This window comes from Arthrobacter methylotrophus, assembly GCF_039539965.1.
GTDB classification, from domain to species: domain Bacteria; phylum Actinomycetota; class Actinomycetes; order Actinomycetales; family Micrococcaceae; genus Arthrobacter; species Arthrobacter methylotrophus.
Window position 1 is genome coordinate 2,897,824 of record NZ_BAABED010000001.1, and the last position, 16,012, is coordinate 2,913,835.

General features: G+C 63.2%; 16 protein-coding genes. 3 read left to right on the plus strand and 13 right to left on the minus strand.

Annotation, left to right across the window (positions count from 1 at the left end):
- Positions 1 to 120 precede the first annotated feature (120 nt).
- Positions 121 to 288, plus strand: a complete 168-nt coding sequence (locus ABD884_RS15270) for a hypothetical protein (RefSeq protein WP_345047385.1) — start codon at positions 121 to 123, stop codon at positions 286 to 288.
- A gap of 18 nt (positions 289 to 306) precedes the next feature.
- Positions 307 to 921: a class I SAM-dependent methyltransferase gene (locus tag ABD884_RS15275; protein WP_345047387.1), complete on the plus strand. Its 615-nt coding sequence runs from the start codon at positions 307 to 309 to the stop codon at positions 919 to 921.
- Here ABD884_RS15275 and dapF read toward each other — a convergent pair.
- The 7 genes from dapF to ABD884_RS15310 form a co-directional block, all read right to left on the minus strand.
- Entirely contained in the window at positions 902 to 1,870 is a 969-nt protein-coding gene (gene dapF / locus ABD884_RS15280) for a diaminopimelate epimerase (protein ID WP_345047391.1), read from the minus strand. The two genes, ABD884_RS15275 and dapF, sit on opposite strands and share 20 nt — an antisense overlap.
- A gap of 31 nt (positions 1,871 to 1,901) precedes the next feature.
- On the minus strand, positions 1,902 to 2,843 hold the full coding sequence (miaA, locus tag ABD884_RS15285; protein ID WP_345047394.1) for a tRNA (adenosine(37)-N6)-dimethylallyltransferase MiaA: 942 nt from the start codon (positions 2,841 to 2,843) through the stop codon (positions 1,902 to 1,904).
- 7 nt (positions 2,844 to 2,850) lie between these two features.
- A complete protein-coding gene (gene miaB / locus ABD884_RS15290) occupies positions 2,851 to 4,383 on the minus strand; it encodes a tRNA (N6-isopentenyl adenosine(37)-C2)-methylthiotransferase MiaB (RefSeq protein WP_345054878.1) in 1,533 nt (510 codons plus the stop codon).
- A gap of 70 nt (positions 4,384 to 4,453) precedes the next feature.
- Complete coding sequence (locus ABD884_RS15295; protein WP_345047396.1) at positions 4,454 to 5,695, minus strand: aggregation-promoting factor C-terminal-like domain-containing protein; 1,242 nt, start codon at positions 5,693 to 5,695, stop codon at positions 4,454 to 4,456.
- A 129-nt stretch (positions 5,696 to 5,824) separates the two neighbouring features.
- Positions 5,825 to 6,385 (minus strand): regulatory protein RecX, encoded by a 561-nt coding sequence (locus tag ABD884_RS15300; RefSeq protein WP_345047399.1) that lies wholly within the window; start codon positions 6,383 to 6,385, stop codon positions 5,825 to 5,827.
- A 55-nt stretch (positions 6,386 to 6,440) separates the two neighbouring features.
- Entirely contained in the window at positions 6,441 to 7,487 is a 1,047-nt protein-coding gene (gene recA / locus ABD884_RS15305; protein WP_345047402.1) for a recombinase RecA, read from the minus strand.
- 240 nt (positions 7,488 to 7,727) lie between these two features.
- The gene (locus tag ABD884_RS15310) at positions 7,728 to 7,967 is read right to left on the minus strand and encodes a DUF3046 domain-containing protein (RefSeq protein ID WP_345047405.1); all 240 of its coding nucleotides are present in this window, start codon (positions 7,965 to 7,967) and stop codon (positions 7,728 to 7,730) included.
- Between the two features lie 41 nt (positions 7,968 to 8,008).
- Between ABD884_RS15310 and ABD884_RS15315 the strand changes: the two genes are divergently transcribed.
- On the plus strand, positions 8,009 to 8,506 hold the full coding sequence (locus tag ABD884_RS15315) for a MarR family winged helix-turn-helix transcriptional regulator (protein WP_345047409.1): 498 nt from the start codon (positions 8,009 to 8,011) through the stop codon (positions 8,504 to 8,506).
- Between the two features lie 93 nt (positions 8,507 to 8,599).
- On the opposite strand, the gene ABD884_RS15320 is transcribed toward ABD884_RS15315, so the two are convergent.
- The 6 genes from ABD884_RS15320 to dapA form a co-directional block, all read right to left on the minus strand.
- Positions 8,600 to 9,052, minus strand: a complete 453-nt coding sequence (locus ABD884_RS15320) for a helix-turn-helix domain-containing protein (protein ID WP_078105673.1) — start codon at positions 9,050 to 9,052, stop codon at positions 8,600 to 8,602.
- 131 nt (positions 9,053 to 9,183) lie between these two features.
- Complete coding sequence (locus ABD884_RS15325) at positions 9,184 to 9,687, minus strand: CinA family protein (protein ID WP_345047413.1); 504 nt, start codon at positions 9,685 to 9,687, stop codon at positions 9,184 to 9,186.
- The gene (pgsA, locus tag ABD884_RS15330; RefSeq protein ID WP_345047415.1) at positions 9,684 to 10,286 is read right to left on the minus strand and encodes a CDP-diacylglycerol--glycerol-3-phosphate 3-phosphatidyltransferase; all 603 of its coding nucleotides are present in this window, start codon (positions 10,284 to 10,286) and stop codon (positions 9,684 to 9,686) included. Before pgsA ends, ABD884_RS15325 begins: the two co-directional genes overlap by 4 nt.
- A gap of 9 nt (positions 10,287 to 10,295) precedes the next feature.
- The gene (locus ABD884_RS15335) at positions 10,296 to 13,181 is read right to left on the minus strand and encodes an FtsK/SpoIIIE family DNA translocase (RefSeq protein WP_345054882.1); all 2,886 of its coding nucleotides are present in this window, start codon (positions 13,179 to 13,181) and stop codon (positions 10,296 to 10,298) included.
- 174 nt (positions 13,182 to 13,355) lie between these two features.
- Complete coding sequence (locus ABD884_RS15340; RefSeq protein ID WP_028266616.1) at positions 13,356 to 15,047, minus strand: ribonuclease J; 1,692 nt, start codon at positions 15,045 to 15,047, stop codon at positions 13,356 to 13,358.
- A 27-nt stretch (positions 15,048 to 15,074) separates the two neighbouring features.
- Positions 15,075 to 15,986 (minus strand): 4-hydroxy-tetrahydrodipicolinate synthase, encoded by a 912-nt coding sequence (gene dapA, locus ABD884_RS15345; protein ID WP_345047419.1) that lies wholly within the window; start codon positions 15,984 to 15,986, stop codon positions 15,075 to 15,077.
- Positions 15,987 to 16,012 lie beyond the last annotated feature (26 nt).

Consider the following 16,012-nt stretch of genomic DNA (forward strand, 5'->3'; position numbering starts at 1 on the left):
GATTGCGTACGCGGAAACACGGGTAAACACGGGTAAACACAGGAAAACACGGGACGATCTGCAGAGTGTCCAGACGTCGAAAAGGCATCTGGAACATACCAAGGCGGAATGGCGCTGCACATGAAGCAGGCCTGCGTCGCGGGCGATGCCGACTACTCAGCCGGTTACTCAGCCGGCTACTCAAAGATCAAGAACATGCACACCACATTACCAGCCGTCGTCAAGCCCGGACTGAGCTGCTGGCCGGGTCGGTGTGGACGACGCGCGGTTTCCCTTGCCCGCTGCTGACCACTAATCTGACAAGCTATGGAGTCTGCTCACTATTTCAGCGCACAGCCCGCGGGGCCGTTCACTCGCAAGCCCCTCACGGTGGAACTGGCCGGCGCGACCCGCCGGCTCCAGACATCGAGCGGCATCTTCAGCCCCGACGGTCTCGACAAGGGAACTGCGATCCTGCTCTCGGAGGTGCCTCCGCCAGCCCCGCAAGGAAACCTGTTGGATATCGGCTGCGGCTGGGGACCCATTGCGCTGACGATGGGTCTCCTGGCTCCCCACGCACGCGTCCAAGCGGTTGATGTCAACGAGCGCTGCGTCACCTTGACCAACGAGAACGCCGCCTTGCTGGATCTTGGCAATGTCACCGCGTGCTTGCCCGACGACGTCGACCCCGCAGTGACGTTCGACACCATCTGGTCCAACCCGCCCATCCGTATCGGCAAGGATGGACTCCACGAACTGTTGCTGACATGGTTGCCCCGGCTGGCCTCTGGCGGAAACGCTTGGCTCGTGGTGCAGAAGAACCTCGGCGCGGATTCACTTCAGCGCTGGCTTGCCGAGACGCTCGACGGATCATTCTCGGTCTCCCGGGAGAGCACCTCGAAATCCTTTCGCGTCTTGCGAATCAGGAGAGCGAGCCAGTAGCAACAATCACGGCGGGGCCGCTGAGCTCCACGTGTTCGCGCCCGCTTGCTCCCGGGAAGAACCGCACGCCGACGACGCCACCCGGCACCTTGACGCGCCACGTATCGGGAGCGCCTTCCCCGGCCCAATGACGGATCGCGACGGCGGCCGCGCAGGCACCGGTGCCGCACGATTGGGTTTCGCCGACGCCCCGTTCGTGGACGCGCATGGTGATGTTGCCCATGCCGTCATGCACGAGTGGCTCCGCGGGAACCACGAATTCGACGTTGGTGCCGTTGACCGGCTTGGGATCCACCACGGGCGCCTTGAATAGCTGGGTGGATGCGAGCTCTGAAAGCTCGGCCAATGCCACCACAGTGTGCGGGTTGCCCATGCTGACAGAAAGTGCGGGGCGGGCGACCTCCAGTCCGTCGGCACTGACGAGGGAGTCCATGGCCTTGCTAGTAGCATCCTGCGGGAAAATGAACTCCCAAGGGCCCATATCCACCGCGTAGCCGTCAGATGTCCGGACGATCTTCTTGATGCCGCCGCGGGTCCCGATAGTGAGGGATTCACCGGGATTGAGCGTGACAAGGCCCTGTTCGATGAGGAAATGGACGAAGACGCGGACGCCGTTGCCGCACATTTCGGACAGCGAGCCGTCACCATTGCGGTAGTCCATGAACCACTCGGCACTTGAGTCTGTTTCGAGAAGCTGGCGGCCTTCGGGCAGGAATCGTGACGGGACAGCGCGGATGAGCCCGTCCCCGCCAATCCCCAAGTGGCGGTCGCAAAGCGCCGCGACCTGCTCCGGAGAGATCTGATGCGCGTCCTCGGGGTCCGCGACAAGGACGAAGTCGTTGCCCGTGCCGTGTCCCTTGGAGAAGGCAAGTCCGTGAAGACCGGAGGCGGGTACGGCACCGCCGGCAGCAGAAGGCTGCGGGGCGGAAAAAGCAAGGGTTTCATCCATGGCTCAAGGCTACCTGCACTGGGGGTTGCGCCTAAATCACGGACGCCCGCTTTGCGGAGATTTCTGCCGCCTTGGCCACCAAATCCGGGTCCTGCCAGTCAAGCCAGTGGATCCGGGGGTCAGCGCGGAACCACGTGAGTTGGCGGCGGGCGAATTGCCGGGTGGCCACGATGGTTTCCTCGGCAGCCGTTGCGGTGTCCGTCTCGCCGTCGAGAACCCTAAGGAACTGGGCATATCCCAGCGCCCGAGAAGCCGTCTTGCCTCGTCGCAGCCCGGCGGCGTCCAGCCGCTCAACCTCATCGAGAAGCCCCGCGCCGACCATCCGGTGCACGCGCTCGGCCAAACGCTCGCGCAGTACCGCGCGGTCGACGTCGAGCCCTATCTGCACGGCTGGCTGGAAGTACTCTCGCTGCGGCATGAAGGAACTGAAAGTACGCCCGGTGAGCTCGAAGACTTCCAGGGCCCGGATGACGCGGCGCGCGTCGCTGAGCCTGCCCGCGGAAACGGGGTCGATACCTTGCAGGCGTTCCTGGAGGGCGTGGAGACCGGATGTTTCCCACTCTTGCTCCAGCCGTTGCCTGACGGTAGGATCCGTGCCGGGAATTTCCAGCACGTCCAGGGCCGCCCGGACGTAGAGGCCGGAGCCGCCGACCAGGATGGCCCGCTTGCCACGGCCATGGATGTCCCGTATAGCCGCACGGCACTCGGTCTGGAAAGCAGAGACGCTGGCTTCCTGGGTGACGTCCATCGTGTCCAGGAGATGGTGGGGCACTCCCCTGCGTTCCGCGACGTTGATCTTGGCCGTGCCGATATCCATGCCGCGATAGAACTGCATGGCATCGGCGTTGATGACCTCGCCGTCCAGCGCGAGGGCGAGGTTTACGCCGAGATCGGATTTGCCGGAGCCAGTGGGCCCGACGACGGCGATCACGGACGGCGTCGGATCGGCCGATCCGCCCGATGTTGCGGACATGCCCAGCCTATCCGCGTCGAACGGGAAGAGAAGGCATGCCGAGGGAGACGCCCTTTGAACCTGAAGACTCGGCGCCCGGCGCACTCGGCGCCGGAACGCCGCATGAATCCTCCTGCGAGCGGTCCCACGCGTCCCCGGCGCGGGAGCGCCGGAGGCTGTAGTCCGCCGCCGTGGCCGGGTCGGAGACAAGGTGGAAGGCTGCCGCTTCGGTAATGGTCACCGTGACGAAGTCGCCGGGCCGTGGAGTATCGGCGCCTTCCGGAACGGAGAAATGCACCAGTCTCTGATCCCGGGACCGGCCGGACAAACGGTGGGTTTCTTCGGCCTTGCGACCAGACTGTGCCGTGACGAGAAGCTCGACCCGCCGTCCCAACTGCTGAGCGTTCTCCTCAGCCGCGATGCGGTCCTGGAGAGCTGTCAGCCGCTCGTAGCGCTCCTGGACAACTGCCTTGGGCAACTGCTCCGGAAGGTCCGCGGCCGGCGTGCCCGGGCGTTTGGAGTACTGGAACGTGAAGGCTGAGGCGAAGCGCGACTTCTCGACGACGTCGAGCGTGGCTTGGAAGTCCTCTTCCGTCTCGCCAGGGAAGCCCACGATGATGTCGGTGGTGATCGCGGCGTGGGGGATCTTGTCGCGGACCTTGTCGAGGATGCCCAGGAACTTCGTGGAGCGGTAGGAGCGGCGCATGTCCTTGAGCACTTTGTCCGAGCCGGACTGGAGAGGCATGTGCAGCTGCGGCATGACATTGGGGGTCTCGGCCATCGCGTCGATGACGTCGTCCGTGAACGCAGCCGGGTGCGGGCTCGTGAAGCGGACACGCTCGAGGCCTTCGATGTCACCGCAAGCACGGAGCAGTTTGGAGAACGCCAGGCGGTCGCCGAATTCCACCCCGTAGGAGTTCACGTTCTGGCCTAGCAGGGTGACCTCGACTGCGCCGTCGTCCACCAACGCCTGGATTTCGGCCAGGATCTCGCCGGGACGGCGGTCCTTCTCCTTGCCGCGGAGCGAAGGCACAATGCAGAACGTGCAGGTGTTGTTGCAGCCTACGGAGATGGAAACCCAACCCGAGTACACGGAGTCCCGCTTGGTGGGCAGCGTGGACGGGAAGACGTCCAAGGATTCCAGGATTTCAAGCTGCGCCTCGTTGTTGTGGCGGGCCCTGTCCAGCAACGCCGGTAGTGCCCCTACATTGTGGGTGCCGAACACGGCATCCACCCAAGGAGCCTTCCGGACGATGGTTTCGCGGTCCTTCTGCGCAAGGCATCCGCCCACTGCAATCTGCATGCCGGGATGAGCGGCCTTGACCTGCTTGAGTTCCCCGAGGTTGCCGTACAGCTTGTTGTCGGCGTTCTCGCGGACGGCGCAGGTGTTGAAAACCACGACGTCGGCCACGCCGCCGTCGACGGGCACGTAACCTGCGTCCTCCAGGAGACCGGCCATCCGTTCGGAATCATGGACATTCATCTGGCAACCGAAGGTGCGGACCTGATACGTGCGTTTCGCCCCGTGCTCGGGTGCCAAGTCGCCCCCAGGGGCCTGGATGGGTTGCTGAAGGGATGCTGGTGCAGGTGCTACGGAAGGGGAACTCACCCATCTAGGGTAGCCCCTCAAGCTAGTACCAGTTGAAGCCCATCTCATGCTGCCACGCGTTGCAGGGAGAACCGTAGCGGTCCCGGATATAACCGAGTCCCCAATCGATCTGGGTCCGGTAGTTGCTGAGCCAGTCGCTGCCGGCCGAATAGTACTTGTCCGGTGGCAGCGCCTGCGCGATGCCGTAGGCACCGCTGCTGGGGTTGGTGGCATCTGTCATCCAGCTTGATTCTTGAGTCCATAGCTGGGACAGGCACTGCATTTGGTCCTGACCCCAGCCGTAGGCACCGAGCCGGGAGGAGGCATATTGCCGCGCACCTGCAGGGTCGTTGGCCACGCCTCCGCCGCTGCCTCCTCCGCCTCCGGGACCGACGCCGCCTCCCCCGCTGCTGATGGGGACTATGGGGGCCTGGGGCTGCTGGGCTTGCCTATTGGCTGCCGCCGCGGCGTCGGCTTCCGCCTGGCGCTGTGCTGCCTCCCTTTTGGCTTCCTGGGCCGCCTGATAGGCGGCAAGCGCCACCTGGCCCTCTTGGTATTTTTGCGCAACTGCGGCCGATGTGGATGTCAAGGAAGCGAGCTGCGAAACGAGGGTCTGTCGCTGGCCGTCCGTGGCGGCCACGCTGTCCTCGGCGGCGCGCCGGGCAGACTCTGCGGCTTGGGCCTTTGCCGCGGCGTCGCTGTCCAACTGGGCCAAGACATCCCGGGCGGCCTGCTCCTGGGCAGTTGCAGCCGCAGATGCCCGGGATGCGCTCAGTGCGTCATCGTGCAGCTGAGCCGTGCGATCCAGAACCCTGTTCAGCAAGGCGAAACTCTGGAGGTTGTCTGGTTCGATGGCAGCATTCGCAAGGGACCAGGGACCGGGATCGAAGCCACCGGACTCGTATGCCTTCACCACGAGGGCGGACGTGGCCTTCTTCAGCGAGTCCGATTTTGCCTTGGCCTGCTGGGACGCCTCAGCAAGTTTCTGGGTCACGGCCTCCTGATGTTGCAGGGCGTCGTGGGCCTTCGCGTACTCGGTTCCCGCCTTGATGGCTGCCGCACCGAGTTCACCGGACTTCTGTTGGAGGCCAACCAGTAACTGGTTGATGCGATCTACTTCGGCGCTTGCCGCTGCTTCATTTCCTTGGGCCTGTTGTACCTCCGCCCAACTGGGATAGCCCGACGGCGGAGCATCGTCGTCCGCGGAAGCCGGGCCTGCTTGGAGAAGCGACGCGACAAGCAAGGGCACAATGATTGCCGAAAGCCGCAACGACAACGGTTTCATTGGATCTGACCTGCTTCCCGACTCGGAACACACGTCCAGAACCCTAGCCGAAAGCCGTCCATAACCCAGCTAACCCCGCCGCTCGGGACAATACTCACAGACAGCTCTCAGTTTCCAGAGCAACCCGGTTTAGCTGATGCGGGCCGCCTCGGGACCACCAGGTCCAGCGGCGCGGCGGGACTCCGCCTCCCCTGCAAAAGCTTCGTCCAAGACCTCGCCAACAATCCGGAACGCCGCCGACGGTTGGTAGCCCTTGCGGGCAAGCATTGACGCGAGCCGCCGCGTCTGCTTGTCGCGCGCGGTCCTGTCGGAAAGGTCGATGCCTGCCCGCAACCGGCGGGCAACCAAGTCCCTTGCCGCATTTCGCTCGTCGTCATCGCTCACTTGGCCCAGCGCCTGCTCCGCTGTTTCCGCGTCGATGCCTTTGTCCGCCAATTCGCGTCTTAAGGCACCCCGGGCGAGTTTCCTCGACTGGGAACGGCTGCGGACCCACATCTCGGCGAAGTCAGCGTCATCGATGAGCCGGACTTCCTCGAAACGGTCCAACACGGCTTCAGCCACATCTTCCGGCACCTTCCGCTCAGCCAGTTTGCGCGCAAGCTGAAGCCTGCTTTTGGGCGAGTTGGTCAGTTGGCGGAGCACGATAGCCCGTGCAACCGCTTCCGGATTGGCTTCAGGGTCTGATGCCACGGAGGAATCCGCGGACGGACTACAGGACCTTGAGGACTGAGATTTGCCTTGGCGCTTAGCCGTCAACGGCCTTCAACTTCGGCGATGCCTCGGTTTCGGCAGGCTTGACTCCGACACCAAGCTTTTCCTTGATGAGCCGCTCGAGGTCCGCGGCCAACTCCGGGTTGTCGCGCAGGAAGCGGCGGGAGTTCTCCATACCCTGCCCGAGCTGGTCTCCGTCATAGGTGAACCATGAACCGGACTTTTTGATGATGCCGTGCTCGACGCCCATATCGATGATGCCGCCCTCACGGGAAATGCCTTGGCCGTAGATGATGTCGAACTCGGCGATCTTGAAGGGCGGAGCCATCTTGTTTTTGACAATCTTGGCCTTGGTGCGGTTACCTACCGAATCCGAGCCTTCCTTCAGCGTCTGGATGCGGCGGACGTCGATGCGGATGGAGGCATAGAACTTCAGGGCCTTACCACCCGTAGTGGTCTCAGGAGAACCGAAGAAAACGCCGATCTTTTCACGGAGCTGGTTGATGAAGATGGCGGTGGTCTTGGTCTGGCTCAGTCGGCCGGTGATCTTACGGAGGGCCTGGCTCATCAGACGGGCTTGGAGGCCGACGTGGGAGTCGCCCATTTCGCCTTCGATTTCAGCGCGGGGAACCAAGGCGGCGACGGAGTCGATCACGATAACGTCCAAGGAGCCCGAACCGATCAGCATGTCCATGATCTCAAGCGCCTGCTCACCTGTATCCGGCTGCGAAACCAGCAGCGCGTCGGTGTCAACGCCCAGTTTCGCGGCGTATTCGGGATCGAGGGCGTGCTCGGCGTCGATGAAGGCTGCAATGCCGCCCTGACGCTGGGCGTTGGCCACGGCATGCAGTGCCACAGTGGTCTTACCCGAGGATTCCGGGCCGTAAATCTCCACGACACGACCGCGCGGCAGCCCACCAATGCCAAGAGCGACATCCAGGGCGATGGAACCAGTGGGAATGACCTCGATAGGCGCCCGGACTTCGTCCCCCAGACGCATGACCGAACCCTTGCCGAATTGCTTGTCAATCTGTGCAAGCGCTGCCTCGAGCGCCTTCTCACGATCCTGATTTGCCGCCATGGTTCACACCTCTGATGCTTTCTCGCTGTGGACTGGCCTGAACGGCCGCTTTCCTGTCTTATCCGACGCTAGTACGGGCCGCTGACAATTTTGCGTGCGACTTCGTCTATGTGGATAACCACGGGCTTCGAATGAGCCGAAAACCGGTCCGCTAGGGTCAATTTTCCTCTGAAAGGAGCATAGCCTCATCCGAACAGATATTCGAACAAATTTGTTGGCGTGTCCCCCGGGAACTGGAAGTCAGAACGTTCCTGAGCCCTTATCTGCAGGCTTGACGTCCCGGCCGAGGCGTCGTTCCGGCGGAACGTCCTGGACCTCGCACAGGGCAAGCCAGACGTCGCGGGGGCTAAAGCCCGCGGCCAGGGCGTCGTTTGCCGTACGGCCGCCGACGCCGGCCAATATAAGGGAGCTGCTGAGGACCCGGGAGTAGCCAGCCCCGAATTCATCGTCCATCAGCCGCCAGAAGTCACTGATCCGCACCAATAGAGTCTCTCACGGGACCGGACTCTAGAATGGTTGTCATGAGCAACACTCCCGACGACGCACCAGAGATGCTGGATGCAGGCGACAATGTTGACGTCGCCCTCCAGCAGGTGGAACACCAGCTGAGCATGTTCTGGCGACGCGCACGATCACTGTCGCACCAGTTGTCTCGCCAGGTCCATCCGGACATGGAACCAGCCGCTTACGGACTGCTCTCGATCATCCGCAACGAGGGCCCCATTCGCCTGACGGAGCTCGCCTCGTGCATCGGCGTCGGGAAGCCTTCGGTGAGCCGTCAGATCGCGTTCCTCGAGAGCATCGGGATGGTCTACAAGGAGGCCGACCCCCAAGACGGCCGTGCCCAGTCGATCCGACTTACCCCCAAGGGCGAGGAAAAGATGCATCAGGTCCAGGACGCACGCCGGCAAGTCTTCCGGGAACGCCTGGGTGAGTGGCCGCTGGAAGAAATCCAGACGCTGGCTGATTACATTGAGCGGCTCAACGCTGCTTACGGCGAAGGAATCGGCAAGGACTGAGGGCACGAATCCGCACGAGCCACAAAGACCCAAGAAGGAGGGCCCCCAGCTGGAGGCCCTCCTTCTTTACTTCAAGTATTCGGCGATACCCGTCTAGCGTGCTCCGGAGAGCATGCCCTGGGTGAAATCGTCGTTCAGTTCGGCGCTGAGCTCCCGGTCGAGATCGCGGCCATAGCGCTGGGCGAATTCCTGCGGGACCGTGTCCGGAACAGCGACGCCTTCGGCGACGGCAACCCGGTCACTGACCTCGCGGAGCATGCCGGACAATGGAACGTCCAGGGCTGAGCAGATCGAGGACAGCAGCTCTGAGGATGCTTCCTTCTGGCCACGCTCAACTTCGCTCAGGTAGCCAAGGGAAACGCGGGCGCTGTGCGAGACTTCGCGGAGCGTACGGCCCTGACGCTGGCGGACATCGCGCAGGACATCACCGATTTCGTGACGCAGAACAACCATTTTGCGCTCCTTCTGTTCGCTCGGTGCCTTCTCGGCCAAGCCCACATCCTTCCAGCGGACAACGCCGTTTACGGATACGGGCTGCTTAACCATCTGTATCGCCTTGCTCCCTCGTAAGTCCGGTTCACCGTGCAGGTGCACCGTTGTTTTCTACATCCTAGGCGCCCCGGCCATTCCGAGGCGACACAATGTAACAACTATTGGGCCGCTGTTTTTGTTCCCGGCTACTTTACGTGTGGTAAGTCGGCACGGACAAGGCACTCCAGCAAGCACTCCAGTGCGGCCACGGTTGCCTGCGCACGGATACTCGGACGATCCCCCCGAAAGGAATAGGAATGCGCCGCGGCTCCGCTCGACGTGGCGACGCCAATGAAAACGGTACCCACGGTTTTCCCGTCGTGCGGCAAAGGCCCCGCAACCCCCGTGGTGGATACTCCGACGTCGGCCCCGCACGCGCGCCTGGCGCCGGCGGCCATGGCCGCCGCCACCTCGGCGTCGACGGATCCGACGGCGGAGAGCAACTGTCCGGACACACCAAGGATCCCCGCCTTGACCGAATTCTGATAGGCAACCACCCCGCCTTGGAGCATGCCTGACGCCCCTGGAGTGTCCGCGAGGGTCGCGGCCACCAGCCCGGCCGTCAGGGATTCCGCGGTAGCCACGGTGATGCCCCGTTCGATGGCAGCGTAGACAGCGGACGCGGCCACCTCCTCAACGGCGCGGCTCATCGCCGCCTGCCGGCTGTGCGGAGCTTGACGGCCTCGATGACGTATTCGACCCCGGTCCACAGGGTGATGGCGAGTGCAACGATCATGACCCAGAACGCAACGCTGACGAGCCACGGAGCGAAAGAATTCAACGGCAGGATGTAAAGGAAAATAGCGACAGTCTGGATCACGGTCTTGAGCTTGCCGCCGCGCGAAGCCGGCATGACGCCATAGCGGATCACAAAGAAACGCAAGGCAGTGATACCCCATTCACGCACAAGGATGAGGATGGTGATCCACCACGGCAGCTCCCCCAGCACTGATAAGAGCACAAGTGCCGATCCGATAAGCAATTTGTCGGCAATGGGGTCCGCGATCTTGCCGAAGTTGGTGACGAGGTTGCGGCTGCGGGCGATGTCGCCGTCGAGCTTGTCAGTGTAGATGGCGACGGCAAAGGCGAGCACGGCTGCCCAGCGCCAGATGCCATGCCGGCCGTTGTCCGCCAGGAGGAACCAGACGAAGAACGGGACCAGGACAATCCGAAGCATCGTCAGGAGATTGGGCAGGTTCCAGATATCGGAGCTGCTGAAACCGGCTTTGCTGCCGTCGGATGTAGTCACCCCTCTAGGCTACCGTCCGGTCAGGGACCAGGCGTCTTCGCCGGTATCGTCTTCGTCTTCGGAGGTGTCTGCTCCGTCGTGGTAGTCCCTGGCTTGCTTCCGGTTCTCAAGATCGGTGGCGACCAGGTCCTCTGCGTAGCCCCCGACGGCGATATTCGCGTTCGCGTTCTCGCTCAAGGCAGCTGTGTGGGCATCGGGGCTGGCGGGAGCATCCTGGCCCTTCATGGCCGCCAACACGGGAGCGAGGTCGTCCGGTTTGACCAAGACATCGCGGGCCTTGGAGCCTTCGGACGGTCCGACGACCCCGCGCGATTCCAGGAGGTCCATGAGGCGGCCCGCCTTGGCGAAGCCGACGCGGAGCTTGCGCTGCAACATCGAGGTGGAACCGAACTGCGTGGTGACCACGAGTTCGGTGGCCTGAAGCAAGACTTCGAGATCGTCTCCAATATCATCATCGATCTGCTTCTTCTGCGCTTCGGGGGCCACGTCGTCGCGGTACACGGCCTTGAGTTGGCCCTTGACGTGCTCAACCACCCGGTGGATTTCGGACTCCGTGACCCAGGCGCCCTGCACGCGCATGGCCTTCGAGGCACCCATGGGCAGGAACAGGGCGTCACCCTGGCCAATGAGTTTCTCCGCGCCGGGTTGGTCCAGGACCACGCGGGAGTCAGTGACGGATGATGTGGCAAAGGCCATGCGGGACGGCACGTTCGCCTTGATGAGGCCAGTGACGACGTCGACGGACGGACGCTGGGTGGCCAAGACCAGGTGGATACCTGCGGCACGGGCAAGCTGGGTGATGCGGACAATGGAGTCTTCGACGTCGCGCGGGGCAACCATCATGAGGTCGGCGAGCTCGTCGACGATCACCAACAAATACGGGTACGGCTTGATGATGCGCTTGGAGTCGACCGGCGGCACTACCTTGCCGGCGCGGACCGCCTTGTTGAAATCGTCGATGTGCTTGAAGCCGTAGTTGGCGAGGTCGTCGTAGCGGGCGTCCATTTCGCGGACCACCCACTGGAGAGCTTCCGCGGCTTTCTTGGGATTGGTGATGATAGGCGTAATGAGGTGCGGAACACCTTCATAGGCGGTCAGTTCCACGCGCTTGGGGTCCACCATGACCATGCGCACTTCGTCCGGTGTGGCGCGCATCAGGATGGACGTAATCATCGAGTTCACGAACGATGACTTACCCGCACCCGTAGCACCGGCAACGAGCAAGTGCGGCATCTTGGCGAGGTTCGCCACGACATAGCCGCCCTCGACGTCCTTGCCGACGCCCATCACCATCGGATGGTCTGTCCGCCTCGCGTTCTGGCTGCGCAGGACATCGCCGAGGGACACGGTTTCGCGGTCCGTATTAGGGATCTCGATACCGATGGCGGACTTGCCCGGGATGGGGCTGAGGATGCGGACATCGCTCGACGCCACAGCATAGGAAATGTTCTTCGACAAGGCCGTAACGCGCTCCACCTTGGTGCCCGGTGCGAGTTCGATCTCGTAGCGGGTCACGGTGGGGCCGCGGCTAAACCCGGTGACCGTAGCGTCCACATTGAATTGCTGCATGGTGTCCGTGAGGGCGGCTACGACGGCGTCGTTCGCTTCGGTACGTTCCTTCGGGATGGACCCCGGGGTCAGGTTGTCCGAGGAGGGCAGGGTGTATGTGACGTCGCCGGCGAGAGACAGTTGCTCGGTCCGCTGCGGGATCGGCGTGGGGGGCGGCGGCGGACTGACCGGCGCCGAAGGCACGATCACGGGGGCTGCAGCCGGCGAAAGTGCGGCGGTCGGCGCAACCATGGGGATCGCTTCGGTCGCGTTGTCCGCAACCGCCTTCGGGCTTCCCAGCCCCTGCGCGGCTTTGATCTTCTCGACAGCGATTTCGGCCTGAGTGGGCCGGCGCACCCCTGGCGGCACGGACGGCGCGCCGTTTGCGGGAGGAAGGTCGTCGTCGACGATTGCGTGTTCGAACGCCTCGTCGCCGACATAGCCCTCAAAGGTGGCGTCGTCGTGATCCTTGCCGAAGAAGCGCTTACGGCGCTTCTTCTTAGGCGCCTCCGTCGCCGCGTTTTCGTAGAGGTAGCTGCGGTCATGCGAATCTCCGCGCTGCGCTTCGGCATCCACCAGGTCGACGCCCATGAGGTGCTCGTAGGCACCGCGAATGCGCCGCGGAATGGCCCCGAAGGGCGTCGCCGTCACGATCAGGACTGAGACGAAAGCCAAGGCGCCGTAAACCATCACAGGGACCGCGGGGTGGATTGCGGCAAGAGGAGACGCCGCGAGGAAGCCGAGCATCCCGCCTGCCCGCCGGAGCCCGTCAAAGCCATCGGCAACAGTCGGCTGGCCTCCGAGGATGTGGGCCAAACCGGTGCCGGCGAACGTCATGATCAGGAATCCGATGCCTACGCGATTGTTGCCCCGGCTGTCCGCCGGCTGCCGGAAGAGCCGGAAAGCGCACACGAACAACATGAGCGGCAAGAGCAGGGATACCCAGCCGAAGGTGCCGTTCACGATGCCGTAGACAACGTCCGGGAACCAGCCCTTAAAGCCCCACCATGCGAAAGTTGCGATAAAGACGCCGAGAGCGAGGTTGAAAAGCGCCGCACCGTCCCTGCGGTCCGCCGGTTCCAGGTCGCTGACGTCGTAGCCGATCCGGCGAATGCCCGCACCCACCACGTGCCCGATTCCCAGCCAGACGCCGGCAATCGCCCGCAGGATCCATGGCTGTTGGGGTTCGACGACGGCGGCCTGCTTGCCGCGGGCCGTGCCGCGGGCCGTGCCCGTGCCGCTCCTGCCGGTCTTCGCCGGAGTCCGGCCGCTGCCCGAACCTGAACCTGCCCCGGCGGGTTTGCTGTTGGAGCTGCCTCTAGGCGCGGAGGTAGTACGAGTCGCCATATCGGCCACGCTACCCCAACCCGTCGTGAATCCCGCGGATTTCAGGGGCGCGAAGGAGCCATGTTGCTCCTGTTGAACGATCATCGGGTCCACCCGATCGCGCTGCGGTCATGAAACAGGCGTGGCCCGGTTCGCGGGAACCGGGCCACGCCTGTTCGGGGCTATGCCGCCGGGCTATGCCTCCAGAACCAGGGGGATGATCATGGGGCGCCGGCGAAGCTTCCGGTTGACCCACGTGCCGATCACGCGACGGACCACTTGCTGCAGCTGGTGGTTGGTGTGGTCGGAGTGGTGGAGGACAGCGTCTTCAAGTGCCGCGTTGATCTTCGGGATGATCTCGTCGAATACCGAATCGTCCTCGGCCACACCGCGGGCATGGATCTCGGGACCCGAGACAATCTTGCCTGTGGTGCGGTTGATCACGGTGATAACGGAGATGAAGCCCTCGTCGCCGAGGATCCTGCGATCCTTGAGGTCGGCGTCGGTGATTTCACCCACACTGGAGCCATCAACGTAGACGAAGCCCACTTCCACCTGGCCCACTACGTTGGCTTTGTGGTCCTTGAGGTCAATGACCGTGCCGTTGTCGCTGAGGATGACGCGGTCCGAGGGCACACCGGAATCCTCCGCCAAGTTGCCATTGGCGATGAGATGCCGGGTTTCTCCGTGCACAGGCATCGCGTTCAGCGGCTTGAGGATGTTGTAGCAGTACAGCAGCTCGCCGGCAGCTGCGTGACCGGAGACGTGCACCTTGGCATTGCCCTTGTGGACGACGTCGGCACCGAGCTTGAGCAGCCCGTTGATGATGCGATAGACCGCGTTCTCGTTGCCCGGGATGAGGCTCGAGGCAAGGATGACCGTGTCCCCCTGGCCAACGACTACACGATGGTCTCCACTGGCCATCCGCGACAGGGCTGCCATTGGTTCGCCTTGGGAACCGGTGGACATCAGGACCACGCGGTGATCCGGCAGATTGTCGATGTTCTTGATGTCCACCAGGATTCCCGGCGGAACGTCAAGGTAACCCAGCTTCGCGGCGATGGCCATGTTGCGCACCATCGACCGACCCACAAAGGCGACATTGCGGCCGTGCTGGGCGGCAGCGTCGAGGACCTGCTGGACACGGTGCACGTGAGAGGAGAAGGACGCGACGATGATGCGCTTCTTGGCCTGGCCGAACAAACGGTCCAAAGTAGGACCGATTTCCTTTTCCGCCGTGGTGAATCCGGGGACATCCGCGTTGGTCGAATCCGCCATGAACAGATCCACTCCCTCTTCGCCTAGGCGGGCGAAGTGACGCAGGTCCGTGATGCGGCCGTCCAGGGGCAGCTGATCCATCTTGAAGTCGCCCGTGTGCAATACGTTGCCGCCATCGGTCCGGATGAAGACAGCCAAGGCGTCCGGTATGGAGTGGTTGACGGCGACGAATTCGCATTCGAACGGACCGAACTGCTCCACTTGCCCTTCGGCAACCGTGAACGTGTACGGCTTGATCCGATGCTCCTGGAGCTTGGCCTCAACGAGGGCAAGGGTCAGCTGGGAACCGACCAACGGCAGGTCCGGGCGCAGGCGCAGTAGGTATGGCACAGCGCCGATGTGGTCTTCATGGCCGTGCGTCAGGACGATGGCAACGACGTCATCGAGCCGGTCCTCGATGTACGAGAAATCGGGCAGGATCAGGTCAACGCCCGGCTGGGTCTCTTCAGGGAAGAGCACGCCGCAGTCGACCACCAGCAGCTTGCCGCTGATCTCGAAAACGGCCATGTTGCGGCCGATCTCCCCCAGCCCGCCAAGGGGCACAATCCGGAGCGTTCCCTGCGGAAGTTTGGGCGGGGTGACAAGTCCGGGAAGGGCGGTTTGGGTCATAATGCGCTACTTTCCGGCGGAATCCTTCTAGACAGTGAAGTCCATTCCAGCTTCCGCCAAGTCCTCGCGGATGATTGCGATCTCGGCGACGTCCGGCTCCACGAGGGGCAAACGGACAACCGAGTTGGGCAGGACTCCCTGCCATTTAAGAATTTGCTTGGCGGCGACGGCACCTTGGACCCGGGTCATGGTGGCGCGGATCACGGGCTCCAGTCCGAAATTGATCTTGCGGGCGGTGCCGAGGTCGTTCGCATTGATGGCGTCGATGAGCTCACGGAAACGCCGGGTGACGACGTGGGTAGTAACGCCTATCAGGCCCACCGCGCCCATGGCCATCCACTGGAGGGTCAGACCGTCGTCCCCCGAATAGAAAAGAAGGTCGGTTTCAGCCATGACCCGCGTGGCAGCGGCGAAATCGGCCTTGGCATCCTTGACCGCAACGATGTTGGGGTGGGCGGCGAGACCGATCATGGTCTCCGGCGCGATCTGGATGGCGGAACGCCCGGGAATGTCATAGAGCATGACCGGGAGCTCCGTGGCGGAGGCAATGGCCTCGAAGTGGGCACGGACGCCTGCTTGGCTCGGCTTGTTGTAGTACGGCGTGACGATCAGGAGCCCGTCGACGCCGAGCTTCGCGGCTTCCTGGGAGAGGTGAACCGAGTGCGCGGTGTCATTGGTTCCGGTTCCAGCGATGATTGCTGCACGACCGCCCACGGCTTCCTTGACAGCGCGGAACATGCCGAGGTTTTCCTCGTCGGTGAGCGTAGACGTCTCCCCGGTTGTTCCGGTGACGACCAAGCCATCGCAGCCGTCGTCAACCAGCTTGACTGCCAGTTCCGCTGCCTGCTTGTAGTCGACTTCGCCGTCCGCGGTGAACGGGGTGACCATGGCGGTCAGAAGGGTACCGAGGGCAGGAACGTTCGCACGAGAGTCAGACATATGAAAAACGTTACCCTGTCAGCCGC

Excerpts from the sequence above, each read along its gene's own strand:
- ABD884_RS15270 (WP_345047385.1), top strand. The coding sequence starts at position 121 with ATGAAGCAGGCCTGCGTCGCGGGCGATGCCGACTACTCAGCCGGTTAC.
- ABD884_RS15275 (WP_345047387.1), top strand. The coding sequence starts at position 307 with ATGGAGTCTGCTCACTATTTCAGCGCACAGCCCGCGGGGCCGTTCACT.
- dapF (WP_345047391.1), bottom strand. The coding sequence starts at position 1,870 with ATGGATGAAACCCTTGCTTTTTCCGCCCCGCAGCCTTCTGCTGCCGGC.
- miaA (WP_345047394.1), bottom strand. The coding sequence starts at position 2,843 with ATGTCCGCAACATCGGGCGGATCGGCCGATCCGACGCCGTCCGTGATC.
- ABD884_RS15295 (WP_345047396.1), bottom strand. The coding sequence starts at position 5,695 with ATGAAACCGTTGTCGTTGCGGCTTTCGGCAATCATTGTGCCCTTGCTT.
- recA (WP_345047402.1), bottom strand. The coding sequence starts at position 7,487 with ATGGCGGCAAATCAGGATCGTGAGAAGGCGCTCGAGGCAGCGCTTGCA.
- ABD884_RS15315 (WP_345047409.1), top strand. The coding sequence starts at position 8,009 with ATGAGCAACACTCCCGACGACGCACCAGAGATGCTGGATGCAGGCGAC.
- ABD884_RS15320 (WP_078105673.1), bottom strand. The coding sequence starts at position 9,052 with ATGGTTAAGCAGCCCGTATCCGTAAACGGCGTTGTCCGCTGGAAGGAT.
- ABD884_RS15325 (WP_345047413.1), bottom strand. The coding sequence starts at position 9,687 with ATGAGCCGCGCCGTTGAGGAGGTGGCCGCGTCCGCTGTCTACGCTGCC.
- ABD884_RS15335 (WP_345054882.1), bottom strand. The coding sequence starts at position 13,181 with ATGGCGACTCGTACTACCTCCGCGCCTAGAGGCAGCTCCAACAGCAAA.
- ABD884_RS15340 (WP_028266616.1), bottom strand. The coding sequence starts at position 15,047 with ATGACCCAAACCGCCCTTCCCGGACTTGTCACCCCGCCCAAACTTCCG.
- dapA (WP_345047419.1), bottom strand. The coding sequence starts at position 15,986 with ATGTCTGACTCTCGTGCGAACGTTCCTGCCCTCGGTACCCTTCTGACC.